Origin of the sequence: Klenkia marina, from assembly GCF_900101025.1 — a bacterium.
Classification (GTDB): domain Bacteria; phylum Actinomycetota; class Actinomycetes; order Mycobacteriales; family Geodermatophilaceae; genus Klenkia; species Klenkia marina.
Genome location: NZ_FMUH01000005.1, coordinates 301,787 through 325,013 on the forward strand (window position 1 = coordinate 301,787; position 23,227 = coordinate 325,013).

At 75.9% G+C, this 23,227-nt stretch carries 24 protein-coding genes; 13 read left to right on the forward strand and 11 right to left on the reverse strand.

The annotated features are described in order from the left end of the window. Positions 1-133: 133 nt before the first annotated feature. Together BLP29_RS15885 and BLP29_RS15890 are read right to left on the reverse strand one after the other, a co-directional pair. Complete coding sequence (locus tag BLP29_RS15885; protein ID WP_092806474.1) at positions 134-1,162, reverse strand: Atu2307/SP_0267 family LLM class monooxygenase; 1,029 nt, start codon at positions 1,160-1,162, stop codon at positions 134-136. 14 nt (positions 1,163-1,176) lie between these two features. Beyond that, positions 1,177-3,936, reverse strand: coding sequence for an FAD-binding and (Fe-S)-binding domain-containing protein (locus BLP29_RS15890; RefSeq protein ID WP_092806233.1), 2,760 nt, complete (start codon positions 3,934-3,936; stop codon positions 1,177-1,179). A 48-nt stretch (positions 3,937-3,984) separates the two neighbouring features. Here BLP29_RS15890 and BLP29_RS15895 point away from each other — a divergent pair, with 48 nt between their 5' ends. The 4 genes from BLP29_RS15895 to BLP29_RS15910 are packed head-to-tail and all read left to right on the forward strand — an operon-like array spanning position 3,985 to position 8,133. Continuing rightward, entirely contained in the window at positions 3,985-4,791 is an 807-nt protein-coding gene (locus BLP29_RS15895; RefSeq protein WP_092806235.1) for a glycoside hydrolase family 25 domain-containing protein, read from the forward strand. Between the two features lie 15 nt (positions 4,792-4,806). After that, a complete protein-coding gene (locus BLP29_RS15900) occupies positions 4,807-5,856 on the forward strand; it encodes a Gfo/Idh/MocA family protein (RefSeq protein WP_243470017.1) in 1,050 nt (349 codons plus the stop codon). Then, positions 5,853-6,332 (forward strand): nucleoside deaminase, encoded by a 480-nt coding sequence (locus BLP29_RS15905; protein WP_092806237.1) that lies wholly within the window; start codon positions 5,853-5,855, stop codon positions 6,330-6,332. Before BLP29_RS15900 ends, BLP29_RS15905 begins: the two co-directional genes overlap by 4 nt. A gap of 55 nt (positions 6,333-6,387) precedes the next feature. Beyond that, complete coding sequence (locus BLP29_RS15910) at positions 6,388-8,133, forward strand: hypothetical protein (protein ID WP_092806239.1); 1,746 nt, start codon at positions 6,388-6,390, stop codon at positions 8,131-8,133. 16 nt (positions 8,134-8,149) lie between these two features. Here the strand turns inward: BLP29_RS15910 and BLP29_RS22010 are convergent, their stop codons facing one another. Next, entirely contained in the window at positions 8,150-9,508 is a 1,359-nt protein-coding gene (locus BLP29_RS22010) for a cold-shock protein (protein ID WP_481269000.1), read from the reverse strand. 70 nt (positions 9,509-9,578) lie between these two features. Next, on the reverse strand, positions 9,579-10,727 hold the full coding sequence (locus tag BLP29_RS15920) for a lysylphosphatidylglycerol synthase transmembrane domain-containing protein (protein ID WP_165839405.1): 1,149 nt from the start codon (positions 10,725-10,727) through the stop codon (positions 9,579-9,581). 214 nt (positions 10,728-10,941) lie between these two features. On the opposite strand from BLP29_RS15920, the gene BLP29_RS15925 reads away from it, so the two are divergent. Then, positions 10,942-12,627 carry a ribonuclease J gene (locus BLP29_RS15925; protein WP_092806478.1) on the forward strand — a complete coding sequence of 562 codons (1,686 nt, stop codon included), beginning with the start codon at positions 10,942-10,944 and terminating at the stop codon, positions 12,625-12,627. A gap of 72 nt (positions 12,628-12,699) precedes the next feature. Here BLP29_RS15925 and BLP29_RS15930 read toward each other — a convergent pair whose 3' ends face one another. Further along, positions 12,700-13,005: a hypothetical protein gene (locus tag BLP29_RS15930; RefSeq protein ID WP_092806245.1), complete on the reverse strand. Its 306-nt coding sequence runs from the start codon at positions 13,003-13,005 to the stop codon at positions 12,700-12,702. Positions 13,006-13,183: 178 nt separating this feature from the next. On the opposite strand from BLP29_RS15930, the gene BLP29_RS15935 reads away from it, so the two are divergent. From BLP29_RS15935 to BLP29_RS15960, 6 genes are all read left to right on the forward strand, one after another. Further along, complete coding sequence (locus tag BLP29_RS15935; protein WP_243470018.1) at positions 13,184-13,714, forward strand: sigma-70 family RNA polymerase sigma factor; 531 nt, start codon at positions 13,184-13,186, stop codon at positions 13,712-13,714. Continuing rightward, complete coding sequence (locus BLP29_RS15940; protein WP_092806249.1) at positions 13,711-14,367, forward strand: anti-sigma factor family protein; 657 nt, start codon at positions 13,711-13,713, stop codon at positions 14,365-14,367. Before BLP29_RS15935 ends, BLP29_RS15940 begins: the two co-directional genes overlap by 4 nt. An 82-nt stretch (positions 14,368-14,449) precedes the next feature. Next, the gene (locus BLP29_RS15945) at positions 14,450-15,175 is read left to right on the forward strand and encodes a CHRD domain-containing protein (RefSeq protein WP_092806251.1); all 726 of its coding nucleotides are present in this window, start codon (positions 14,450-14,452) and stop codon (positions 15,173-15,175) included. A 203-nt stretch (positions 15,176-15,378) separates the two neighbouring features. Further along, on the forward strand, positions 15,379-15,822 hold the full coding sequence (locus BLP29_RS15950) for a class F sortase (protein ID WP_207798533.1): 444 nt from the start codon (positions 15,379-15,381) through the stop codon (positions 15,820-15,822). Positions 15,823-15,837: 15 nt separating this feature from the next. Beyond that, on the forward strand, positions 15,838-16,689 hold the full coding sequence (pdxY, locus tag BLP29_RS15955) for a pyridoxal kinase PdxY (RefSeq protein WP_092806253.1): 852 nt from the start codon (positions 15,838-15,840) through the stop codon (positions 16,687-16,689). A gap of 92 nt (positions 16,690-16,781) precedes the next feature. Further along, positions 16,782-17,978 (forward strand): MFS transporter, encoded by a 1,197-nt coding sequence (locus tag BLP29_RS15960; RefSeq protein WP_092806255.1) that lies wholly within the window; start codon positions 16,782-16,784, stop codon positions 17,976-17,978. Here BLP29_RS15960 and BLP29_RS15965 read toward each other — a convergent pair. Together BLP29_RS15965 and BLP29_RS15970 are read right to left on the reverse strand one after the other, a co-directional pair. Next, positions 17,966-18,667, reverse strand: coding sequence for a TIGR03943 family putative permease subunit (locus tag BLP29_RS15965; protein ID WP_165839406.1), 702 nt, complete (start codon positions 18,665-18,667; stop codon positions 17,966-17,968). The two genes, BLP29_RS15960 and BLP29_RS15965, sit on opposite strands and share 13 nt — an antisense overlap. After that, positions 18,655-19,632, reverse strand: coding sequence for a permease (locus BLP29_RS15970; RefSeq protein WP_207798534.1), 978 nt, complete (start codon positions 19,630-19,632; stop codon positions 18,655-18,657). The genes BLP29_RS15965 and BLP29_RS15970 overlap by 13 nt, the downstream gene beginning before the upstream one ends. An 82-nt stretch (positions 19,633-19,714) precedes the next feature. Between BLP29_RS15970 and BLP29_RS15975 the strand changes: the two genes are divergently transcribed. Both BLP29_RS15975 and BLP29_RS15980 read left to right on the forward strand, forming a co-directional pair. After that, complete coding sequence (locus BLP29_RS15975) at positions 19,715-20,026, forward strand: DUF1490 family protein (RefSeq protein ID WP_165839407.1); 312 nt, start codon at positions 19,715-19,717, stop codon at positions 20,024-20,026. Then, positions 20,026-22,191 (forward strand): heavy metal translocating P-type ATPase, encoded by a 2,166-nt coding sequence (locus BLP29_RS15980; RefSeq protein WP_092806263.1) that lies wholly within the window; start codon positions 20,026-20,028, stop codon positions 22,189-22,191. The genes BLP29_RS15975 and BLP29_RS15980 overlap by 1 nt, the downstream gene beginning before the upstream one ends. Before the next feature lie 94 nt (positions 22,192-22,285). Here the strand turns inward: BLP29_RS15980 and rpsR are convergent, their stop codons facing one another. The 4 genes from rpsR to rpmB are packed head-to-tail and all read right to left on the reverse strand — an operon-like array spanning position 22,286 to position 23,202. Then, the gene (gene rpsR, locus BLP29_RS15985) at positions 22,286-22,501 is read right to left on the reverse strand and encodes a 30S ribosomal protein S18 (protein ID WP_243470019.1); all 216 of its coding nucleotides are present in this window, start codon (positions 22,499-22,501) and stop codon (positions 22,286-22,288) included. Further along, positions 22,498-22,797, reverse strand: coding sequence for a 30S ribosomal protein S14 (gene rpsN / locus BLP29_RS15990; RefSeq protein WP_092806265.1), 300 nt, complete (start codon positions 22,795-22,797; stop codon positions 22,498-22,500). The genes rpsR and rpsN overlap by 4 nt, the downstream gene beginning before the upstream one ends. A gap of 1 nt (position 22,798) precedes the next feature. Continuing rightward, positions 22,799-22,966 (reverse strand): 50S ribosomal protein L33, encoded by a 168-nt coding sequence (gene rpmG, locus BLP29_RS15995; protein WP_092806267.1) that lies wholly within the window; start codon positions 22,964-22,966, stop codon positions 22,799-22,801. Beyond that, positions 22,966-23,202: a 50S ribosomal protein L28 gene (gene rpmB, locus BLP29_RS16000; protein ID WP_092806269.1), complete on the reverse strand. Its 237-nt coding sequence runs from the start codon at positions 23,200-23,202 to the stop codon at positions 22,966-22,968. Before rpmB ends, rpmG begins: the two co-directional genes overlap by 1 nt. Between the last annotated feature and the right edge of the window lie 25 nt (positions 23,203-23,227).

Here is a 23,227-nt window from a genome sequence, read left to right on the forward strand (position 1 = left end):
AGCGCCCAGAGCGGGATGCCCCGTCTGGTCCGGTCAGGCTGCCGGTGGAGTGGCCGCACCCCGAGGTTCTCGTCGGGTGCCCACCCGGGCTTGAGCGGGGGCACCGCCCATCACCCGGGTGGGGGAACGCGGGTCAGGCGTCGGCGACCAGCGGGGCGACCTCGGTGCCCAGCAGCTCGATGCCCCGCAGCAGGTCGGCGTGCGCCAGCCGGGGGTTGGTCATCTGCATCGAGAGCCGGTCGACCCCACCGAGCTGGTCGGCGATGCGGCGGATCTTCTCGGCGACGGTCTCCGGCGAACCCATGAAGAAGGCGCCGTCGGGGCCGGAGGTGGCGTCGAACTGGGCGCGGGTGGGCTGCCGGAACCCGCGCTCACGGCTGATCTTGGTGAACATCTCGTGCCAGCCGGGGTAGATGGTGTCGGCGGCGGCCTCGGTGCTCTCGGCGACGTAGCCGAAGACGTGCAGCCCGACCTGCAGCTTCTCCGGGGCGTGCCCGGCCTGGGCGCCGGCGCGGCGGTAGAGGTCGACCAGCGGGGCGAACTGGCGCGGCTCGCCACCGATGATCGCGATCATCAGGGGCAGGCCGAGCAGGCCGGCCCGGGCGAAGGACTCAGGACTGCCGCCGACGCCGACCCAGATGGGCAGCTGCTCCTGCGCCGGACGCGGGTAGACGCCCTGACCGCTCAGGGCGGGGCGGTGCCGGCCGGACCAGGTGACCTGCTCGGAGTCGCGGATCTGCAGCAACAGCTCGAGCTTCTCGGTGAACAGCGAGTCGTAGTCCGACAGGGAGAGGCCGAACAGCGGGAACGCCTCGGTGAACGAGCCGCGGCCGACGACGAGGTCGGTGCGGCCGCCCGAGAGGAGGTCGAGCGTGGCGAACTGCTGGAACACCCGCACCGGGTCGGCGGCCGACAGCACGGTGACGGCGCTGCCCAGCCGGATGCGCTCGGTGCGTGCGGCGGCCGCGGCCAGGATGATCGCCGGGGCGGAGTCGTAGTACTCGGGCCGGTGGTGCTCGCCGATGCCGAAGGAGTACAGGCCCACCCGGTCGGCGAGCTCGATCTCCTCGAGCAGGTCGGCCATCCGCTGCTGCGGGCCGACGGCCTCGCCGGTGGTCGGGTCGGTCACTGCCGCGACGAAGCTGTCGATGCCGATGTGCATGGCCGCCATGTTAGTCAAACGTTCAACCGTTCCGCCAGCACCTCGGCCAGGTGGCGTCCGCGCACCCCCGCGAGCTGGTCGAGCTGGGTGCGGCAGGAGAAGCCGTCGGCCAGCACCGCGGCGCCCGGCCCGGCCGCGCGCACGGCCGGCAGCAGCGCGGTCTCGGCCACCGCGACCGACACCGCGTGGTGGCCGGCCTCCGCCCCGAAGTTCCCGGCCAGCCCGCAGCACCCGCCCACGGCGGTGACGTCGGCCCCCGCACCGGCCAGCAGGGCACGGTCGGCGTCCCACCCGAGCACGGCGTGCTGGTGGCAGTGCGGCTGGGCGACGCCGCGCACCCCGGTGAGGTCCGGCGGGGTCCAGCCGCGGGCGGTGAGCAGCTCGGCCAGCGTGTGCGTGGCCGCCGCCACCCGCTCGGCCGCCGGTCCGGGCACCAGCTCGCGGGCGTCGCCGCGCAGCACGGCCGTGCACGAGGGCTCCAACGACACCACGGGCACCCCCCGGTCGAGCGCGGCCACCGTCGCCGCGAGCCGGGCGCGGGCGGTGTCCAGCTGCCCGGTGGAGATCCAGGTCAGCCCGCAGCAGGTCGGGTCGGGCAGCCGCACCGCGTACCCGGCGTCGGCCAGCACCGCCACGGCGGCCCGGCCGACCTCGGGGGCGAAGTGGTCGGTGAAGGTGTCGACGAACAGCAGCACCGGGTCGCCGTCCCCCGCGGGCTGCCGGGCGTGCCAGGCGCGGAAGGTCTCCGGCGCGAAGCGGGGCAGGGCGCGGTCGCGGTCGATCCCGCCGGCGGCCCGGGTCAGCGCGGCGCCGGCCGCCGTCCCCAGCACGGCGTTGACCAACCGCGGCGCTCGGGAGGCCCAGCGGGCAGTGGTCGGCAGCCAGCCGAGCGACCAGTGCGTGCGCGGCCGCCACCAGCGGCGGTACCGGGCGTGCAGCACCTCGGCCTTGTAGGTCGCCATGTCGACCCCGGTGGGGCAGTCGACCGCGCACCCCTTGCAGGCCAGGCAGAGGTCGAGGGAGTCCAGCACCTCGGGCGCGCCCAGCCCGCCGACGAGCTCGCCGTTCGCGGCCTCCTGCAGCACCCGGGCCCGGGCCCGGGTGGAGTCGCGCTCGTCACCCGTGGCCAGGAAGGAGGGGCACATGACCCCGCCCGTGGCCGTGGCGTCGGCGCGGCAGCGGCCCACCCCGGTGCAGCGGTGCGCGGCCACCGCGAGGTCCCCGCCGTCCTCGGCCAGGGCGAAGGCCCGGGCGCGCAGGGGGTGGGCCCGCGGCAGGCGCAGGGTGGCGTCGAGCGGTTCGGGGTCGACGAGCACGCCGGGGTTGAGCAGCCCGGCGGGGTCGAAGGCGTGCTTGACCGCGGCGAAGGCGGCCAGCAGCTCGGGGCCGTACATGCGGGGCAGCAGCTCGCTGCGGGCCCGGCCGTCCCCGTGCTCGCCGCTGATCGACCCGCCGTACCCGGCGACCAGGTCGGCCGCGGCCTCGACGAACTCCCGCAGCACGTGCGGCCGGTCGGCCAGCGGGAAGTCGATGCGCGAGTGCACGCACCCGTCGCCGAAGTGCCCGTACACCAGCGCGTCGAGCCCGTGCGCGTCGAGCAGGGCCCGGACGTCGCGCAGGTAGTCGCCCAGGTGCTCGGGCGGGACGGCGGCGTCCTCCCACCCGGGCCACGCCGGGGCGCCGGCCGGGGTGCGCCCACCGAGTCCGGCGCCGTCCTCGCGGATGCGCCACAGCCGCAGCGCATCGGGTCCGGTGACGACGAGCGAGTCCAGCGCGCCGGCGTCGGTCGCCAGCCGGCGGGCGGCGTCCCGCGCCGCGCGGTCGGAGTCGCCGGCGACCTCGACGAACAGCCAGCCCTCGCCGCGCGGCAGGTCGGGCACCGCCTGCGGGCCGCGCCGCCGGCGCACGACGTCGACCAGCCGGGCGTCCATCCCCTCGACCGCGCGCGGGGCGTGCGGCAGCAGGGCCGGGACGGCGTCGGCGGCCGCCGGCATGTCCGGGTAGCCCAGGACGACCAGCGCCGTGGCCGCAGGCACCTCGGCCAGCGACACGGTGGCCTCCAGCAGGACCGCGAGGGTGCCCTCGGACCCGGCCAGGAAGCGGCCCACGTGCCGGCCGTTCTCGGGCAGCAGGTGCTCCAGCGAGTAGCCCGACACCTGTCGACGGAAGCGGCCCGACCCGGTGCGGATCGCGGCGAGGTTCGCGTCCACCACCGGCCACAGGTCGACCGGGCCCGCGGCACCCGGCCCGGCGGTGAGCACGTCGCCCCCGGCGGTGGCCACCCGCAGCGACACGACGGTGTCGGCGGCCCGGCCGGCGCTCATGGCGTGCGCGCCGCAGGCGTTGTTGCCGATCGTGCCGCCGATTGTGGCCCGCGAGTGGGTGGAGGGGTCGGGTCCGTAGGCCAGCCCGTGCGGCGCGCCGGCGTCGGTGATCCGGTCGAGCACGACCCCGGGCTGGACGACGGCCGTGCCGGCGGCGGGGTCGAGCTCGAGGATGCGGGTGAGGTGGCGGGAGGTGTCCAGCACCAGCCCGGGGCCGATCGCGTTGCCGGCGATGGACGTCCCGCCGCCGCGCATCGTCAGCGGCACCCCCAGCTCGCGGCAGACGGCGAGGGCGGCGAGCACCTCGTCGGCGTCGCGCGGGTGCGCCACGGCAGCCGGGACCACCCGGTGGTTGGAGGCGTCGGAGCTGTACTCGGCCCGCCGCCGGGTGCCGTCGTCGACCTCGGCGAGCCCGGCGGCGCGGAGGCGGGCGGTCAGGTCGCTGGGCACCGCCCGAGTGTGCCCCGCGGGTGGTGCGTCGCGGGTACCGTCCCGCCCATGGGGGCTCGACGGGGATCCCTCGCCGTGGTGGCGGGGCTGCTGGTGGGGGCGCTGGCCTGGCCCGGGGCCGCCGCCGCGTCGGACGGCGTCGGGCACGACGTCTCCTACCCCCAGTGCGGGCAGGAGCTCCCGGCCGACTCGGCGTTCGGCATCGTGGGGGTCAACGGCGGGGTGGCCACCACCGTGAACCCCTGCCTGGCCGACCAGCTCGCGTGGGCCGCCGCGCTGCCGGGCTCCCCCGGGCTGCAGGTCTACGTCAACACCGCCAACCCCGGTCAGCTCGACCCCCGGCCGCCCACCTGGCCCAGCAGCGGCGAGAGCCCCTACGGCGCGTGCGCGGGCGACCCGGGGCCGGCGTGCTCCTGGGTCTACGGCCGCACCCGCGCCGCCGTGGACATCCACGCCTTCCTGCTGCCCGCCGCGGCCCGGGCCGGGGTCGCCGTCGTCCCCGCCGACCTGGTGTGGTGGCTGGACGTCGAGACCATGAACACCTGGCAGACGGGGTCCGCCGCAGCGCGCGCGAACAACCGGGTGACGCTGGAGGGCATGGTCTCCTACCTGGCCGAGACCGGGGCGCGGGTCGGGCTGTACTCCACCGACCGGCAGTGGGGCGAGATCGTCGGCTGGGTGCCGTCGGGCTCGCCGCTGCACGAGCTGGACAGCTGGCTGGCCGGTGCGCTCGACCCGGTGGGCGCCGCCGAGCTGTGCGGGCTGCCCCCGCTGACCGGTGGCGGGTCCGTCGTGCTCGCGCAGTTCGTGACCGAGCTCGACGACGTCCCGCTGGACCACGACCTGCCCTGCTGAGCCAGACTGCCCCTCGTGGACTCCGGTGCGGTGCGGTTCGGGTTGGTCGGCTACGGGTTCGGCGGGAGGTGGTTCCACGCCCCGCTGCTCGCCGCGGCCCCGTCCGTCGACTTCCTGGGGGTCGTGACGACGTCGCCGGAGCGGCGCACGCTCGTGGCTGCCGACCAACCCTCGGCAGCGTGCTTCGACTCGCTGGAGGCCCTGGTGGACGCCGGGGCCGAGGCGGTGGCGATCTCCACCCCGGCCGACACGCACTCGGCGCTCACCGACCGGGCGATCGACCTCGGGCTCGCCGTCGTCTGCGACAAGCCGTTCGCGATGGACGCCGACGCGGCGCAGGCATCGGTGGAGAAGGCCGAGGCGGCCGGGCTGCCGCTGTCGCCGTACCAGAACCGGCGCTGGGACTCGGACTTCCTGACGCTGCGACGGCTGGTCGACGACGGCTCGCTCGGGTCCGTGCGGGTCCTCGAGTCCCGGTTCGAGCGGATGGCCGACGGCGACGGACCCGGCGCGGCCGGTGGCGGCACGCTGCGCGACTTCGGCAGCCACCTGGTGGACCAGGCGCTGGTGCTGCTCGGGCCGGTGAGCTCGGTGTTCGCGCGCTGGTCGCTGCGGTCCACCGGGCTGGACGACGACGTGCTGGTGGTGCTCGACCACGCCGGCGGGGCGCGGTCGGTGCTGGGCGGGAGCTGGCGGTCGGGTGCGCCGGGGCCCCGGTTCCGCGTCACCGGGTCGGCGGGCAGCTACGTGGTGGGCACCGAGGTGCTCGAGAACGGCATGGGCGCGATGGACGGTCAGGAGTTCGCGCTGCTGGCCGGGGAGTCGCCGGCGTCCCCGACGTGGGGCACCGAACCGGCGTCGGCGTGGGGGCGGCTGCAGCGGGGGGCGTCGGCCACCGTGGTGGAGTCCGAGCGCGGCCGCTGGGACACCTTCTACCCGGCGTTCGCGGCCGCCGTCCGGGGCACCGGCCCGGTGCCGGTCGACCCGCGCGACGCGGTCGCGACCGCCCGGGTGCTCGACGCTGCCCGACGCAGCGCCACGACCGGCGAGGTCGTGTCGCTGTGAGCCTCACCGAGGTCGACCGCCGGCACCTGAGCCGCTGCGTCGAGCTGGCCGAGGAGGCCCTGGACGCCGGCGACGAACCCTTCGGGTCGCTGCTGGTGGCCGCCGACGGCACGGTGCTGGCCGAGGACCGCAACCGCATCGCCGGCGGCGACTCGACCCGGCACCCGGAGGTCGAGCTGGCCCGCTGGGCGGCCTCGCACGTGCCCGCTGCCGAGCGCCCCTCCGCCACCGTCTACACCTCGGGCGAGCACTGCCCGATGTGCTCGGCCGCGCACGCCTGGGTGGGGCTGGGCCGCATCGTCTACGCCAGCTCGTCGGCCCAGCTGGCCGGGTGGCTGGCCGAGCTGGGCGTGGCCCCGGGCCCGGTGGCGACGCTCCCGGTGCAGGCCGTGGCACCCGGCGTCCCGGTCGACGGTCCCGACGACGAGCTGTCGGCCCGGGTCCGCGAGCTGCACGTCCGCCTGCACCGCCGCTGACCCTGCCGCACCGCAGGGGTCGACCGGAGGTGGTGCGATGCCGTTGACTCCGCGCATGGGGAGACGGGACGGCGCAGCGCGGTCGCTGTGGCGCGAGCTGCTGCCGACGGCCTTCCTGCTCACCGGTGACCAGGTCGCTGCGCAGCACCTGGTCGTCCGCGCCCTCTCCCGCGGCCGGCCCCCGACCGACCACGACACCGGTGTCGTCGCCCTGGTCCGGGTGCACCGCCGCCGCTGGTCGTCCGCCTGTGCCGGTCGCATCACCGGCGAGCTGCCCGCCCCCTGGTGGGCCGCTCCAGCCGACCTCGCAGACGCCCGCGACCTCGCGACCCGCCTCGACGCCCTCGACCGCGACGAGCGCACCGCCGTCGTCCTGCGCGGTCACGAGCAGTGGGACCCCGAGCGCACCACCGCCCTGCTCCCCCACGTCGACCTCGACCCCCTCCTCCAGCGGCTGCCCGCCGACCTGCCCCGGCGACTCGACGTCCTCGCCGGGCTCTGCGGCACCGCCGCCCTGCACGACGACGCGGTGGTCGGCGCCGTGCGGGCCACCTCGGCCCGGCGCGCCCGCCGGACGGTCCTCGGTGCCGTGGGGGTCGCCGCGGTCGTGGCAGCCGGCGTCTGGATGCCGTCCCCGGCGGAGCAGCCGACGGCCGAGCCCACCACCGGTCGGCCCGTGGCCGCCCGCCCGGACCCGGGAGGGGCGCTCGCCGCGGCACCTCGTGGCCCGCTCGCCGGCGACCCCGACCTGCTCGCCGCCGTCCGTGCGCGGTTGGTCGCCGACGGCGGACCCGGCGAGGGCCTGCGCCTGCTGTACGGCGACGACGTCCTGGGTGTCCGCGTGCTGCTCGTCGCCGGGCCCGACGGGGTGCAGTACTGGCTGACCGGGCCGGACGGGGCCTCCCCCGCCGACCTCGACGTCACGGGCTTCGGCTCCGGCGTGCTCGACGAGACCGCGATGGCCGTGACCGTGCCCGGGGCCGACGGCGCCGTCCGACTGGTCGTGGTCGCCGAGGAGGGCACCGACCTCGGGGCCCGCACCGGCGTCGACGTCGACCCCTCGACCGGGCTGGTCTCGCAGGGGTGGGTCGACCTGCCGACCACCGACGGGGTCGCCGCGGCCGTCCTCGACCGCACCTGGCAGCGCGGGCTCCGGGTCCTCGCCGACGGCCCCGACGACGCCCCCGTCGAGCTGTGGCCCGTCCCGACCGGCGAGCCGAGCTGGTCCCTCGCCGACGCGGGGCCGGGGGCGGCGAGCCGGTCGGGCAACCTCACCGCCTCGACCTACGCCTACGAGCGGGCGCTGGCCACCATCGCCGACGCCACCGGGTGGGCGCCGGACCGGCTGCAGGTCTCGGTGCTCGGGGCCACCGACGTGCCGACCCCCTCGGGCGGGAGCGACGAGGTGGTGGCCGTCGCCGCGGTGCTGCCCGACGGCGCCGTGGTGACCACCACCGGGTCCGGCTACGTGCGCAAGACGGCGGGGGGCTTCACGTCGTCGTGGAACGACTGCGGCGGGAGCGCCTACCCGGCCGGGACCGACCCCGCCCGGGTCGTCGTGGCCGCCACCTGCCTGGTCCCCGGCTCGGACGGCGGGGGGTTCGACCGCACCACCGTGGTCTTCGCCCCACCCGGGGTCGACGTCGAGCTGCGGACCGTGGACGGGGCACCCGTCGAGGTCGAGCTCGACGCAGGTGCCGGGTGGAGCACCTACGTCGGGGCGCAGGACCTGGCCACCGCCACGGCGGACGGTGCCACGTACCCGGTGGCCGGCCCAGCGGCGGACGCGCTCGCCTACTGAGCCGGCACCGGGTGGGTCAGAGCGGCTCGACCGCGTCGGCCTGCGGGCCCTTCTCGCCGGGGCTGGCGGTGAACTGCACCCGCTGACCCTCCTCGAGGTCGCGGAAGCCACCGCGGTCGGCGATGGCCGAGAAGTGCACGAACACGTCGGCGCTGCCGTCGTCGGGGGCGATGAAGCCGAAGCCCTTCTCGCCGTGGAACCACTTCACGGTGCCGCCCTGCCCGCCCTCGATCGGCACCGGCACCGCCCGGGCCTCGCTGCGCGAGCGCTCTCGCGGGGTGGACCGACCGGGGTCGCGCCGCGCCTCGCGGCGGGCCGGGTCGCGGCGCGGCGGCGGACCGGCGGAGTCCAGCGGCCGGACGACGTCGGCCTGCGGACCTCGGTCGCCCGTGCTGGCGGCGAACTCGACGCGCTGGCCCTCCTCGAGGTCGCCGTAGCCGCCGTCGTCCTCGATCGCCGAGAAGTGCACGAACACGTCGCGCGAGCCGTCGTCGGGCTCGACGAACCCGAAGCCCTTGTCGGCGTTGAAGAAGCGCACGGTGCCCTGCTGCAGACCCGAGCCGCGGCCACCGCCGGCACCGCCCGGGAGCGGCTGCACGTGGGTGGCCTGCCAGCCCCGGTCGCCCTGGGTGGCCTCGAACTCGACCCGCTGGCCCTCGGCGAGGTCGCGGTAGCCGCCGTCGTCGACGATCGCGGAGAAGTGCACGAAGACGTCGTCACCGCCGTCGTCGGGGGTGATGAACCCGAAGCCCTTGTCGCCGTTGAAGAACCGCACGGTGGCCTGCGGCAGGCCGGAGCCGGCGTCGTACCCGCCGCCACCGCCACCGCCGCCTGCCAGCGGCTCGACGTGGGTGGCGGACAGGCCGCGCTCGCCCTCGGTGGCCTCGAACAGCACCCGCTGGCCCTCGTCGAGGCTGCGGTAGCCGCCGTCGTCGACGATCGCGGAGAAGTGCACGAAGACGTCGTCGCCACCGGCGTCGGGGGTGATGAACCCGAAGCCCTTGTCGCCGTTGAAGAACCGCACGGTGCCCTCGGCGCCGCCGCCGGACGAGCGCGGGGCCTCACGACGCGGCGCCTCGCGACGGGGTGCGCGCTCCTCGCGCCGGGGCCCACGGTCGTCGCGCCGGACCTCCCGCGACTGCGAGCGGTCGACCTGCACCGGCGGACCGCCCAGCGGGCTCACCCGGTCGGCCTGCAGGCCGCGCTGACCCGGGCTGGCCTCGTACTCGACGCGCGCGCCCTCGTCGAGGCTGCGGAACCCACCGGTGTCCTCGATGGCCGAGAAGTGCACGAAGACGTCCTCACCACCGTCGTCGGGCCCGATGAAACCGAACCCCTTCTCGGCGTTGAACCACTTCACGAACCCCTGCGGCATGCCCTGCTCCTGCACTCGACTGCACTGCGAAACCTGTGTGTGTACCCGACCAGCGTCCCATCCGGCACGGTCACCCCTCCGCAGGGTGCACCGGCCGGGGTGCCAGCACCAGGCAGAGCGCCCCGATGGCGGCCAGCAACCAGAGGCTGATGAACCGGTAGACCACGACGGCCGGGACCGCCTGGGCGGCCGGGAGGCCCGCGGCGACCAGGGCGGAGGCGACCGCCGCCTCGACCACCCCGATGCCCCCCGGCGTGAGCCGGGTGGAGGAGACCAGGGCGCCGGCGGCGAAGGCCAGCGCGGCTCCCCGCAGGGAGAGCTCGGCACCGACGGCGTGCACCGCGAACAGCAGGCACAGCGCGTCGAGCACCCAGTTCGCCAGCGCCAGCAGACCGGCCGCCACCGCGTTGCGCGCCCCCGGGCGGATCGACCCTAGCGAGGTGAGGGCGTCGTCGACGGCCGGGCCCACGACGGCCGGGCGCAGCACGCGGAACCAGCGCGACAGCGGCGCCAGCACGGTCATGAGCAGCTTGACGACGAGGTTCTTGGCCTCGGCGCTGCGGGTGACCGCGAGCAGCGTGAGCACGGGGACGACGGCGGCCACCGACGCCAGCGACGCGACCACCGCGCCCACCGTGCTGCCCGTCGCCGCCGAGCTCACCGCCACGACCGCGGCCAGGGCCACCGTCGAGCAGACCCCCGACACGGCGAGGGTCCAGCTCACCAGGACGGCGTTGTTGCCCAGGTCGCGCATGCGCCGGAAGCCGTAGGCCACGCTCGCCGCCGACCCCGCCAGCGGAAGGCCGACGGCGATCGCGTTGCCGCCGTACACGGTGGCGGTGAGGCTGCCCTGCGGCGCGACCCCGCCGCCCGACCGCAGCAGCAGCTGCTGCTGCCACACCAGGCACTGCATCGACAGCAGCTGGACGGCGACCGCCGCCAGCGCCCAGCGGGGGTCGGTGGACGCGATCGTGGCGAACCAGCCCAGGACCGACTGCCGGAACACCACCACGGCCACCACGGCACCGACCGCGAGGAGCACGCCCAGCACCGGGCGCCACCAGCGGGCCACCGGACCGCGCCCGGACCCGGGACCGTCGTCCTGCCCGCTGTCGGGAGTGCCGGCCGGGAGACCCTCCGGGGCACCCTCGGCCGCCGGGCCACCCGGCCGTTCCAGGTCCGGGCCGCCCGGGTGCACCGGATCGGGGCCGTCGGTCATCACCGCAGACCGTAGCGACACCGCGCCCCCGCGGTCGGCCTGCTGACCCGTGGGGGTGAGAGGTGACCGGGCTGGTCGTCCCGTCGTCACCGGGAGATCATCCGCCGTCCACCACCCGCCCGCCCGGCGGACCCGCCGTCCACCCGACCGCGCACGCCGCCGCGCGCGGCAGCCGCGACCGGTCCTGTCGGTGGGGCCCCGTAGCGTGGGACCCATGAGCCGCACGCACCCCGAGCTGAAGACCCCGCCGCCCCTCCCGGAGGGGGGCCTGCGGATCGTCGCGCTCGGCGGTCTCGGCGAGATCGGCCGCAACATGACCGTCTTCGAGCACGAGGGCAAGCTGCTGGTCGTCGACTGCGGCGTGCTGTTCCCCGAGGAGCACCAGCCCGGCGTCGACGTCATCCTCCCCGACTTCACGTCCATCCGTGACCGCATGGACGACATCGAGGCCATCGTCCTCACCCACGGCCACGAGGACCACATCGGCGGCGTGCCCTACCTGCTGCGCGAGCGGCGCGACATCCCGCTGGTGGGCTCCAAGCTCACCCTGGCCTTCATCTCGGCCAAGCTCGAGGAGCACCGGATCAAGCCGGTGCTGCGCGAGGTCGCCGAGGGCGACCGCGTGCCCTTCGGCCCCTTCGAGACCGAGTTCCTCGCGGTCAACCACTCGATCCCCGACGCGCTGGCCGTCGCCATCCGCACCGCGGCCGGCATCGTGCTGCACACCGGCGACTTCAAGATGGACCAGTTCCCCCTCGACCAGCGGATCACCGACCTGCGCGGCTTCGCCCGGTTGGGCGAGGAGGGCGTCGACCTCTTCCTCACCGACTCCACCAACGCCGAGGTCCCCGGCTTCACCCTCAGCGAGGGCGACCTGGTGCCGGCCATCGAGACGGTGTTCCGCACCGCCCCGAAGCGGGTCATCGTCTCCAGCTTCGCCAGCCACGTGCACCGCATCCAGCAGGTGCTCAACGCCGCGCACGCGCACGGCCGCAAGGTGGCCTTCGTGGGCCGCTCGATGGTGCGCAACATGGGCATCGCCCGCGAGCTGGGCTACCTCGACGTCCCCCAGGGCCTGGTCGTCGACCTCAAGCAGATGGACAAGCTGCCCCCCGACCAGGTGTGCGTGATCTGCACCGGGTCGCAGGGCGAGCCGATGGCCGCCCTGTCGCGCATGGCCAACCGCGACCACGTCATCCGCATCTCCGAGGGCGACACGGTCCTCATGGCCAGCTCGCTCATCCCGGGCAACGAGAACGCGATCTACCGCATCATCAACGAGCTCACCCGCTGGGGCGCGAACGTCGTGCACAAGGGCAACGCCAAGGTGCACGTGTCCGGGCACGCCAGCGCCGGCGAGCTCGTCTACTGCTACAACATCGTCAAGCCGCGCAACGTCATGCCGGTGCACGGCGAGTGGCGGCACCTGAAGGCCAACGGCGAGCTGGCCATCAAGACCGGCGTGCACCCGCGCGGCGTCGTCCTCGCCGAGGACGGCAACGTCGTCGACCTGGTCAACGGCAAGGTCCGCATCACCGGCAAGGTCAGCGCCGGCAACGTCTACGTCGACGGGGCCACCGTGGGCGGTGCGACCGAGGCCTCGCTGAAGGACCGGCGCAACCTGGCCGAGGAGGGCGTCATCACGGTGGTCGCCATCGTCGACGCCGACACCGGCCTGCTGGCCGAGCCGCCGGACTTCCTGGCCCGCGGCTTCGTGCACGACGAGGGCACCTTCGACGGCGTGGTCCCGCTGATCGAGAAGGCGCTCGCCAAGGCGGCCGAGGAGGGCGTGGGCGGCGCGCTGCAGCTCGAGCAGCTCATCACCCGCGCGGTCGCGCAGTGGGCGCACCGCAACGGCCGCCGCAGCCCGATGATCATCCCCGTCGTCATCGACGCCTAGCGACGTGCTGGAACGGCCCCCTCGCAGGGGCCCACGGCGCGCGGAGCGCGTCGTGGGGGGCGAGGGGGTCCTTCAGGCTGCGCGGCCGTACCAGGAGTCGAGCAGCACCTGGCGCACGGCCACCGGCAGTGCGTTCCAGCGCAGCAGGGCGGCGCGCTCGGGCTGCTGGCTCGTGCGGGCCAGCCGGCCGAGCTCGCGGACGCGGTGCGCCGGTCGTGCCGTCGCCCCGCGTCCGCCGACGAGGCGGAGGGTGGCGATCGGCCCGGTCAGGGCCTGGCACAGGGAGTCGTACGCCGCCGTGATCGCGGCCTGGTGCGCGGGGTCGGACCAGTGCGGGCATCGCCCGGGGTGTCCGACGGAGGCTGCGTGAGCGCTCATGCCTGATGTATCGGTAGCGCACAGCCGGATCGTGACCACCTCGTGACCGGGGTCGGGCAGGGCGAGGCGAGCGCTCGATGAACGTCGCGGCCTCGGCGCCCGTACACCCACGGACACGACGGGAGGGTGCGGCATGGTGGGACGGCTGACGGGGCGCTCCCCTCGGGCGCGCGCACCGGTGCCGGGGCCCGTCGAGGCCCTCGAGGCCTTCGAGGCCCGGGCCGCCTACGCAGCGCACGGCGCCGAGCTCTACCGGTTCGCCCTGCGCCAGCTGGGCGACGACGGCGCGGCCCAGGACGTCGTGCAGGAGGTGTTCCTCCGCGCCTGGCGGGCGGCGGACTCCTACGACCCCCAGCTGGCCGGGCTGCGCACCTGGTTGTTCGCCATCGCCCGCAACGTCGTGGTCGACGAGGCCCGCCGGTTCGCCGTGCGCCCCTGGCAGCGTGCGCTGGACGGCGACGCGGGGCACGACGTCCCGGTCGACGTCGGGCTCGACGAGACGTTGGTCGACGCCTGGGTGGTGGAGGAGGCGCTGGGCCGGTTGGGCACCGACCACCGCGTCGCCATCGTGCAGACGCACCTGCTGGGGCGGCCGCACGGGGAGGTCGCCGCCGAACTGGGCATCCCGGTGGGCACACTGCGCAGTCGGGTCTTCTACGGGCTCAAGGCGCTCCGGTTGGCGCTGGAGGAGATGGGGGTGGAGCCGTGAGCACGCACCGCGACCTGCGCGAGCAGCTCGGCGTCTACGCACTCGGGCACGGCACACCCGCCGAGCGGACCGCCGTGCGCGCCCACCTCGACGGCTGCGCCTCCTGCCGCGCCGAGCTGGCCGACCTCGCGCCGCTGCGCGACCGGCTGGCCGCGGTCGACCCCGCCCGCGTCGACGACCTGCCGGGGCCACCGGCACACCTCGGGGACCGTGTGCTGGCCGGCATCGCCGCCGAGCGGGCGACCGTCCCGGTACCGCTGCACCGACGCCGCTGGGCCGCGGCGGTCGCCGCGGCCGGGATCGCCGCGGCCGGCTTCGGGGTCGGCTGGCTGGTCCGGCCGGTGCCCGAGCCCCCGCCCCTGGAACCGGTGGCGGTGCAGGTGGCGGTCCCGGAGGTCCAGGCCACCGCGGACGTCGTCCCGCACACCTGGGGCATGGAGGTGCAGCTGCACGGCGCGGGCTTCGCCGCCGGTGAGGTGTACCGGGCCCAGGTGACCGAGGACGACGGCCGGGTGGTGTCCGCCGGGGAGTTCATCGGCACCGGCCCGGCCGAGATGGTCTGCAACCTGAACAGCTCGGTGCTGCGGGCCGACGCGGCGTCCTTCGAGGTCCTGGACAGCTCCGGCGCGGTCGTGCTCACCTCGTCGCTCTGAGGACCGCGCGAGGCGGTGAACGCACCCGGGGTGGGCGCCGTACACCCCGGGGACAGCGACCACCGAGCACTGGAGCCCGACGATGTCCCGCACCCGCACCCGCACCGCCCTCCTGCGCACCGCCGTCGTCACCGGCGCCGCCGGAGCACTGGCCCTGACCGCCGTGGGGCCCGCGGCAGCCGAGACCGAGGTCGCCGAGCCGGCCACCTTCACCAGCGCGTTCACCGCGATGGCCACCCCCGACACGGTGATCGACAACGACGGGGTGGCCACCCCGGGTGAGCCCGGTGCCAGCGGCACCTTCACCTACCGGATCAACTCCGACACCGAGGTGATCTGCTACGACATCAGCCTCACCGGCGTCACCCCGCCCTACCAGTCGCCGGCGAAGACCGCGACGCACATCCACGAGGCGGCCGCCGGGCAGGCCGGGCCGCCCCGGATCGCGTTCCCGAACCCCGAGGACGACGGCACCGGTCGCCTCGTGAGCTCGGGGTGCCTGCAGGGCCCCTTCACCACCGGCGTGGCCCCGGACGGAACCGACACCGGTCAGGGCTTCACCCTCGACCAGATCGAGGCGAACCCGTCGGCGTTCTTCACCGACACCCACACGTCGGCCTACGCCGCCGGTGCGGTGCGCGGGCAGTTGACGGAGATCCCCGTCGGCGGTGTCGAGACCGGCGCCGGTGGCACGAGCGCAGCCGCCGACCAGGGGTCCACGGGGACCGTGGTCGCATCGGTCGGTGCCGCTGCCCTGCTGGCCGGCGGCGGCGCGGTCGCCCTGCGTCGTCGGGCGCAGCAGCAGTGACCTCCCGCGGGCTCCGTCCCCTCGTGCTGGCCGTCGGCGCCGTGCTGGCCCTCTCGGCCTGCGCGGGGGCGACGGAGCCCGCGGCCGCGCCCCCGCCGTCCTCCCCCGCTCCGTCCTCCCCCGCTCCGTCCTCCCCCGGCCCGTCCCCACCCGCTGCCCCATCCGCTGCGACCCCGCCCACGTCGTCCCTGGACCCCGCCGCCGTGCCCGAGCCGACCGCCGTCCGGATCCCGGCCCTCGGGGTGGACCAGGACCTGATCGGCCTCGGGGTCGCCACGGACGGCACGGCCGAGGTGCCCGAGGACTTCTCCGACGTCGCCTGGTTCGCCCCCGGCGGCCGGCCGGGCTCGCGCGGTCCGACGGTGCTGATGGGCCACGTCGACTCCACCGCCGGCCCCGCGGTGTTCTACGAGCTGCGCGACCTCACCCCCGGGGACACCGTCGAGCTGACCACCGCCGACGGCTCGGTGGCGACCTACACCGTCACCGGGACCGAGCAGGTCGCCAAGGACACGTTCCCGACCGCCGCGGTGTTCGGCGCGACGACCGAGGACGTGCTGCGGTTGATCACCTGCACCGGCGCCTTCGACGCCGGTGCCCGCAGCTACACCGACAACCTGGTGGTGACCGCGGCCCGCACGGGCTGAGTAGGGTCCCGGGCCGTGGCGAACGTCCTCTCGATCCAGTCCCACGTGGCCTACGGGCACGTCGGCAACGCCTCCGCGGTGTTCCCCCTCCAGCGGCTGGGGCACGAGGTCTGGCCGGTGCACACCGTCCAGTTCTCCAACCACACCGGCTACGGCTCGTGGACCGGGCGCGTGTTCGACGGCCAGGCCGTCGACGAGGTGGTCGACGGCATCGCCGCCCGCGGCGTGCTGGGCAGCTGCGACGCCGTGCTCTCGGGCTACCTGGGCTCGGCCGACATCGGGCACGCGGTCGTCGGCACCGTCGCCCGGGTGCGGGCTGCCAACCCCGCCGCCGTCTACTGCTGCGACCCGGTCATCGGCGACGTCGGGCGCGGGGTGTTCGTCCGCCCCGGCATCGCCGAGTTCATGCGCGATGTCGCCGTCCCGGCCGCCGACGTGGTCACCCCGAACCACTTCGAGCTCGACCTGCTCACCGGGCGGACAACGACCACCCTCCCGCAGGTCCTGGAGGCGGTCACCGCGCTCCAGGCGACCGGCCCCCGTGTCGTGCTGGTGACCAGCCTGGACGTCGAGGACACCCCCGACGACGCCGTCGACCTGCTGGCCGCCGAGGGCGGGCGGGCCTGGCGGGTGCGCACCCCGGAGCTCGGCCTGTCGGTCAACGGCGCCGGCGACGCGATCGCCGCGCTGTTCCTGGCGCACTGGATGTCCACCGGGTCGGCCGCCCAGGCCCTGGGCGCGGCGGCCTCCTCGGTGTTCGGGCTGCTGCGCATGACCGCCGAGGCCGGCAGCCGCGAGATCCTCACCGTCGCGGCCCAGGAGGAGTTCGTCGCGCCCAGCCGCACCTTCGAGGTCACCGAGATCTGATCGGGTCGTCCGACTGGGACGCTTGACCCAGAGCGTCCTCCGGGCCACCCTCTCCCCAGCGGGCCGACCGGTGCGCGGGTGAGGAGCAGGACATGACCGCACCGGGCACCGCCACCCCGGCCACCTCCACCGGGGCGCGGGCGCTGGTCGTGGCCTTCTGCGCGCTGGTGGCAGCCACCCAGGTGCTGTGGCTGACCTTCTCCCCCGTCAGCGCCGAGTCCGCCGCGGCCCTGGGCGTCGGCAGCGGCGCGGTCGCCAACCTGGCCGCGGTCAACCCGCTGCTGTTCGTGCTCCTCGCCCTCCCCGCCGGCCGCTGGCTGGACCGCTCGCTGGTGCCGGCGCTGACCACGGGGGCCGCGCTGACCGTCGGCGGCGCCGTGGTGCGTGCGCTCGCCGCGGACTCCTACGCCGTGGTGCTGACCGGACAGGTGGTGCTCTCGCTGGGTCAACCGCTGGTGCTCGGCGCCACCACGGTGGTCGCCGTCCGCTACGTCTCCCCCGCCGGCCGCACCGCCGCCATCGCCGCCGCGAGCGCCGGGCAGTTCGTCGGCATCCTGGTCGCCGCCCTGGTCGCCCAGCCGGCCGTCGACGCCGTCGGGGTGGGCGGTCTGGTGCGCGCCGAGGCCGTCGCGGTCGCGGCGGTGGGGCTGGTGTTCGTCGTCCTCGCCCGGCGGGTGGGGCCGCGGTCAGAGGCCGGCGCGGCGCCCGACGCCCCGGCCGGGCGGCTGCGCCCGGACCGGCTGCTGGTCGGCCTGGCGGTGATGCTCTTCGTCGGGGTGGGGGTGTTCAACGCCGTCGCCACCTGGCTGGACGCCGTGCTCGACGACCTCGGCGCCCCCGGTCGCGCCGGCGTGCTCATCGCGGCCATGACCGTCGCCGGCATCGTCGGTGCGGCCGTGCTGCCGGCCCTGGCCGCCGCCCGCGACCGGCGCCGCACGGTGCTGCTGGTCGCCGCGCTGACCAGCGCGGTCGGGCTCGCGGTCGCCGCGGCGGTCCCCCGGACGGCCGGGGCGACGGTGCTCGTCGTCGTCCTCCCGCTGGTCGGGTTCGTGCTCCTGGCCGGGCTGCCGGTGGCCCTCGAGTGGGCCGAGCTGCACGTGGGCGCGGCCCGCGCGGCCCGGGCGACCAGCCTGCTGCTGCTGGCCGGCAACGCCGGCGGGGTCGTGCTGGTGCTGGCCGCCGAGGTCACCGGCGGCCGCGCGGCGCCCACCCTGCTGCTGCTCGCCCTGCTCTCTCTGCCGGCGCTGGCCGCCGCCTGGTCGCTGCCCCGCCGGGTTCAGTCCTCGTAGCCGTCGGCCGGCGGGTCCACCGGGGTCATCGAGACGGGCACCAGGGCCGGCTCCGGGTAGCCCTCCGAGGGGTGCGGCAGCGAGGGCGTGTGCTCCCCCACCACCTCGACCCACTGGTCGGCGACCCCCTCGACCTCGCCGTCGAGCACCACCCGGACGGCGCTCGCGTCGGCGGCGCAGCACGCGATGCGGATGCGCGTGAGGTACCAGCCGCCGTCCTCCCGCGGGGACAGGAAGCCGACCAGCCGGATGCTGCGGCCCTCCAGCGGCGAGGTGTCGCTCTGCTGCGTGCGGATGGCGTAGCCCGACAACGTCATGGTGCGGTGGCTCTGCCCGGGGTCGTCGGCGCCGATGCCCAACGGGGCGTCGCCCTCGACCGCGACCACCGGGGCGGCCTGCCGCTGCGCGGTGAACGACCCCAGCGGCCCCGGGGCCACCACCAGCAGGACGGCGACCGGCGCCAGCAGCAACCAGGCGACCCGCGGCCCCGGGTGCTCGGGCCCGCCGGGCCGCGTGCGCAGCGCACCGAGCACCCCCACCGCGAGCACGACCGCACCCGCCGCGACCAGCAGCGGCCGGAACCCCGCCTGCACGTAGGCCAGGTGGCCCTGCCCGAGCGACACCCGCAGGGTCACCCCGCCCAGCAGCACGAGCAGGAGGTGCTGGGTCAGCCGGTTCACAGCAGCCACCAGCCGACCAGCGCGGCCGCGGCGACCGCCACCACGAAGGTGGTGGGGGCGAACCGCACGGCGAAGCGGCGACCGAAGGTGCCGGTCTGCAGCGCGACCAGCTTGACGTCGACGGCGGGGCCGACCACCAGGAAGGCCAACCGGGCGGTGAGCGAGAACGAGGTCAGCCCGGCGGCGACGAACGCGTCGGCCTCCGAGCAGATCGCCAGCAGCACCGCCAACGCGGCCAGCACGAGCACGGCGAGCACCGGCTCGGCGGCCACACCGTCGAGCCACGACCGCGGGACGACCACGTTGAGCGTGGCCGCGGTGAGCCCGCCGACCACCAGGAAGCCGCCGGCGTGCACCAGGTCGTGCTGGACGACGGACAGGAACGCGGCGGCCCGGCCGGTGCCCGGCGGGTGCTCGTGGCGCGGTGGCAGCTGCAGCCACCGCCCGCGGCCGAACGCCGACCACAGCCAGCCCATCACCAGCGCGACCGCCAGCGACGCCAGGAACCGGGCCACGACCATCTCGGGGTCGTCGGGGAACGCGACCGCCGTGGCCACCAGCACCACCGGGTTGATCGCCGGCGCCGAGAGCAGGAAGGCCAGCGCCGCGGCCGGGGTGACCCCGCGGCGCACCAGGCTGCCGGCGACCGGCACCGAGGCGCACTCGCACCCGGGCAGGACCAGGCCGGCGGCGCCGGCGACCGGGACGGCCAGCGCGGGCCGGCGGGGCAGGGCGCGGGCGAAGAACGAGGGCGGCACGAGCGTGCTGATCGCCGCCGACAGCAGCACGCCGAGCACCAGGAACGGCAGCGCCTGCAGGCACACCGCGACGAAGACCGTCGACCAGGCCTGCACGGCCGGGGCGTCGAAGGCGCCGGGGGCGAGGAACCGTGCGGCCACCACGACGAGCAGCAGACCCACGAGCACGTCGGTGGACCGCAGCCGCGGCGCCGCCACCTGTACCTGCGTGCGCACCCCGCCTCCTTCGATGAACATGGTTCCCACTACCGTGACCGCGCACAGCCTCGCACGTCCATCGCCGAACCAGGAGCGCCCCGTGGCCGAAGCACCGAAGTCCCGCACCTCCCGCACCGGGGGCCTGCTCCGCAAGGCCGCCGGGACCGTCGCCACCGGCGTGGTCGGCGTCGTGGTCGTCCGCGCCGCCGAGGGCGGGGACGCCGGCAGCCTGCCGAAGAAGGTCGCCGTCGCGGCCACCAAGCTCGGCATCCTGGGCGCCCGCCGGGCCGAGCGGGTGGTCGAGAAGACCCGCCTGGCCGCCGGCGACGTGCGGGCGCAGGCCTACGCCGACCTCGGCGAGCAGGCTCCCCCGCCGGCCGAGCGCACCGCCGGGCACGACCACAGCCACTGATGCCTGCCCCGTCCGCCGCCGAGGTCCCCGTGCTCGTCGCCGACGCCGGCGGGCGGGTGCGGCTGCACGCCCCCTGGCTCGTCGGGTCGCCCTCGCGCGCCGTGCTCGTCGAGGACGCCGTCGCCGACGTGGTCGGGGTGCTCGCCGTCCAGGCGTTCCCGGTGACCGGCCACGTGGTCGTGTGGACCGAAACCGGTGTCGACCGGGCCACCGTCCTCACCGCGGTCGCCGCCGTCGCCGAGCGGCCGGCCGACGCCGTCGTGGCCCGCGCGCCGCGCTCGGCCGACGTGGGCAACGGCGAGCTGCTGCGCATCGCCGTCGGCGGGGCCGCGCTGGTGCTGCTCGGCGTCCGGCGCTACGTGCTCGGCCGCCCGCCGGTGCTGTCCGGGCGGAGCCGGCTGGCGGCCACCGCGATCACCGTCTTCACCGGCTACCCGTTCATGAAGGGCGCCGTCGGCGCGCTCACCGGCGAGCGGACGGCGGGCACCGACGCCCTGGTCACCGCCGCGACCATCGCCAGCCTGCTGCTGCGGGAGAACGTCGTCGCGCTCACCGTGCTGTGGCTGCTCAACATCGGCGAGTGGCTGCAGGACCTCACCCTGCGCCGCACCCGCAACGCCATCTCCGCACTGCTGGCCGGCACCGAGTCCACCGCCTGGGTGATCGTGCCCGGCGAGGGCGGCGAGCCCGACGTCGAGCGCCAGGTCGACCTGGCCCGGCTGCGCGTGGGCGACCTCGTCGTCGTGCACGAGCAGGCCACCGTCGCCGTCGACGGCACCGTGGTCGAGGGCGAGGGCGTCGTCGACCAGGCCGCGATCACCGGGGAACCCCTGCCGGTCACCGTGCGGGCCGGCTCGACCGTGCACGCCGGCTCGGTCAACCTGCGCGGGCGCGTCGTCGTGCGCGCCTCGGCCACCGGCACCGACACGGCGATCGGCCGGATCATCGCCCGGGTCGAGCAGGCCCAGGACGACCGCGCCCCCATCCAGACCGTCGGCGACGAGTTCTCCCGCCGCTTCGTGCCGGCGTCCTTCGCCCTGGCCGCGCTCACCTGGCTGGTGACCCGCGACGTGCGCCGGGCCATGACCATGCTGCTGGTCGCCTGCCCCTGCGCGGTCGGGCTCTCGACCCCCACCGCGGTCAGCGCGGCGATCGGCAACGGCGCCTCGCGCGGGGTGCTCATCAAGGGCGGCGCGCACCTCGAGGCGGCCGGCCGGGTCGACGCCGTCGTGTTCGACAAGACCGGCACGCTCACCGTGGGGCGCCCGGTGGTCACCAACGTCGTGTCCTTCGCGCCCGACTGGACGCCAGAGCAGGTGCTCGGCTACGCGGCCTCCTCGGAGATCCACTCGCGGCACCCGCTGGCCCAGGCGGTCATCCGCTCCACCGAGGAGCGCCACGTCTTCATCCCGCCGCACGAGGAGTGCGAGGTGCTGCTCGGGCTCGGCATGCGCACCCAGGCCGACGGCCGCGTGCTGCTGCTGGGCAGCGAGGCGCTCATGGCGGCCGAGGGCGTGCCGGTGCCCGCGGACGCCGTCCGCTGGCTGGCCGACCTCCGCGCGCAGACCGAGACCCCGCTGCTGCTGGCCGTCGACGGCGAGCTGGTCGGGCTCATCAGCCTGCGCGACGAGGTGCGGCCCGAGACCCCCGAGGTGCTCGCCCGGCTGCGGGCCACCGGCGTGCGGCGCATCGTCATGCTCACCGGCGACCACGCCACCGCGGCCGCCGCGGTGGCCGCGGAGCTGGGCATCGACGAGTGGCGGGCCGAGGTGCTGCCGGAGGACAAGCAGGACGTCGTCCGGGCGCTGCAGGCCGAGGGGCACGTGGTCGCGGTGGTCGGCGACGGCACCAACGACGCCCCCGCCCTGGCCAGCGCCGACATCGGCATCGCCATGGGTGTCTCCGGCACCGACGTGGCCGTGGAGACCGCCGACGTCGCGCTCGTGGGCGACGACCTGCGGCACCTGCTCGACCTGCGCGACCTCGGCGACCGCACGCTGCACATCGTGCGGCAGAACTACGGCATGTCGATCGCGGTCAACGGCGTCGGCCTGCTGGTGGCCGGCGGCGGCGCGCTGTCGCCGGTGCTGGCCGCGGTCCTGCACAACGCCAGCTCGGTGGCCGTGGCGGTCAACAGCGCCCGCCTGGTCCGCCACCGCCGCTGACGAACCGCCCCGCACCACGGGGCGAGGGAGCCCTTCCACCACGCACAGCTGCTCTGCACGGTGGAAGGGCTCCCCCGCCCGGGACCGGTCGGGCTCAGCGGCCCTGGGTCGGGTGGGGCAGCAGGGCCATCTCGCGGGCGTTCTTGATCGCGCGGGCGACCTGGCGGTGCGCCTTCGGGTCCAGGCCGGTCACCCGGCGGGCGCGGATCTTGCCGCGGTCGCTGATGAAGGTCCGCAGCACGGCGGCGTCCTTCCAGTCGACCGGGCCGTCGAGGCGGCGCTCCTTGCGCGGCCGCGGGGCGGGCTTCACCAGCTGGCCTTGGTGACGCCGGGCAGCTCGCCGCGGTGGGCCATCTCGCGCATGCGCACCCGGGAGAGCCCGAAGGCGCGGAGGTGGCCGCGGGGGCGGCCGTCGGACACGTCGCGGTTGCGCACCCGGGTGGCCGAGGCGTCGCGGGGCATGCGCTGCAGGGCGGACACGGCGGCGGCGCGCTGGGCGTCGTCCCCGGTGCGCAGCTGCTCCTTGAGCTCGGCGCGGCGCTCTGCCCACCGGGCGACGACGAGCTTGCGCTGCTCGTTCTTGGCGATCTTCGAGGTCTTGGCCATGTCAGCGCTCCTCCTTGAACTCGACGTGCCTGCGGACGACGGGGTCGTACTTGCGCAGCACGAGCCGGTCGGGGTCGTTGCGGCGGTTCTTGCGGGTCACGTAGGTGTAGCCGGTGCCGGCCGTGCTCTTGAGCTTGATGACGGGCCGGACGTCGGTCGCGCGGGCCATCAGCGGCCCGCCCGCTCGCGCTTGATCCGCGCCCAGACGGCCTCGATGCCCTGCACGTCGACGGTCCTGATGCCGCGCACCGAGACCGTCAGCCGCACGTAGCGGTTCTCGCTGGGCACCCAGAAGCGCTTGCGCTGCAGGTTGGGGTCGAAGCGGCGGTTGGTCCGCCGGTGGGAGTGGCTCACGGCCTTGCCGAACGTCGGACGGCGACCGGTCACCTCGCAGAAGGTGGTCATGGCGGCTGACCGTACATGACAATGA

Bases quoted from the DNA above. Each gene is read 5' to 3' on its own strand.
- rpsN (WP_092806265.1), bottom strand. From the start codon at position 22,797: ATGGCCAAGACCTCGAAGATCGCCAAGAACGAGCAGCGCAAGCTCGTC.
- BLP29_RS15980 (WP_092806263.1), top strand. From the start codon at position 20,026: ATGCCTGCCCCGTCCGCCGCCGAGGTCCCCGTGCTCGTCGCCGACGCC.
- rpmB (WP_092806269.1), bottom strand. From the start codon at position 23,202: ATGACCACCTTCTGCGAGGTGACCGGTCGCCGTCCGACGTTCGGCAAG.
- rpmG (WP_092806267.1), bottom strand. From the start codon at position 22,966: ATGGCCCGCGCGACCGACGTCCGGCCCGTCATCAAGCTCAAGAGCACG.
- BLP29_RS15910 (WP_092806239.1), top strand. From the start codon at position 6,388: ATGGGGAGACGGGACGGCGCAGCGCGGTCGCTGTGGCGCGAGCTGCTG.
- BLP29_RS15925 (WP_092806478.1), top strand. From the start codon at position 10,942: ATGAGCCGCACGCACCCCGAGCTGAAGACCCCGCCGCCCCTCCCGGAG.
- BLP29_RS15945 (WP_092806251.1), top strand. From the start codon at position 14,450: ATGTCCCGCACCCGCACCCGCACCGCCCTCCTGCGCACCGCCGTCGTC.
- BLP29_RS15920 (WP_165839405.1), bottom strand. From the start codon at position 10,727: ATGACCGACGGCCCCGATCCGGTGCACCCGGGCGGCCCGGACCTGGAA.
- BLP29_RS15930 (WP_092806245.1), bottom strand. From the start codon at position 13,005: ATGAGCGCTCACGCAGCCTCCGTCGGACACCCCGGGCGATGCCCGCAC.
- BLP29_RS15885 (WP_092806474.1), bottom strand. From the start codon at position 1,162: ATGCACATCGGCATCGACAGCTTCGTCGCGGCAGTGACCGACCCGACC.
- BLP29_RS15895 (WP_092806235.1), top strand. From the start codon at position 3,985: ATGGGGGCTCGACGGGGATCCCTCGCCGTGGTGGCGGGGCTGCTGGTG.
- BLP29_RS15960 (WP_092806255.1), top strand. From the start codon at position 16,782: ATGACCGCACCGGGCACCGCCACCCCGGCCACCTCCACCGGGGCGCGG.
- BLP29_RS22010 (WP_481269000.1), bottom strand. From the start codon at position 9,508: ATGCCGCAGGGGTTCGTGAAGTGGTTCAACGCCGAGAAGGGGTTCGGT.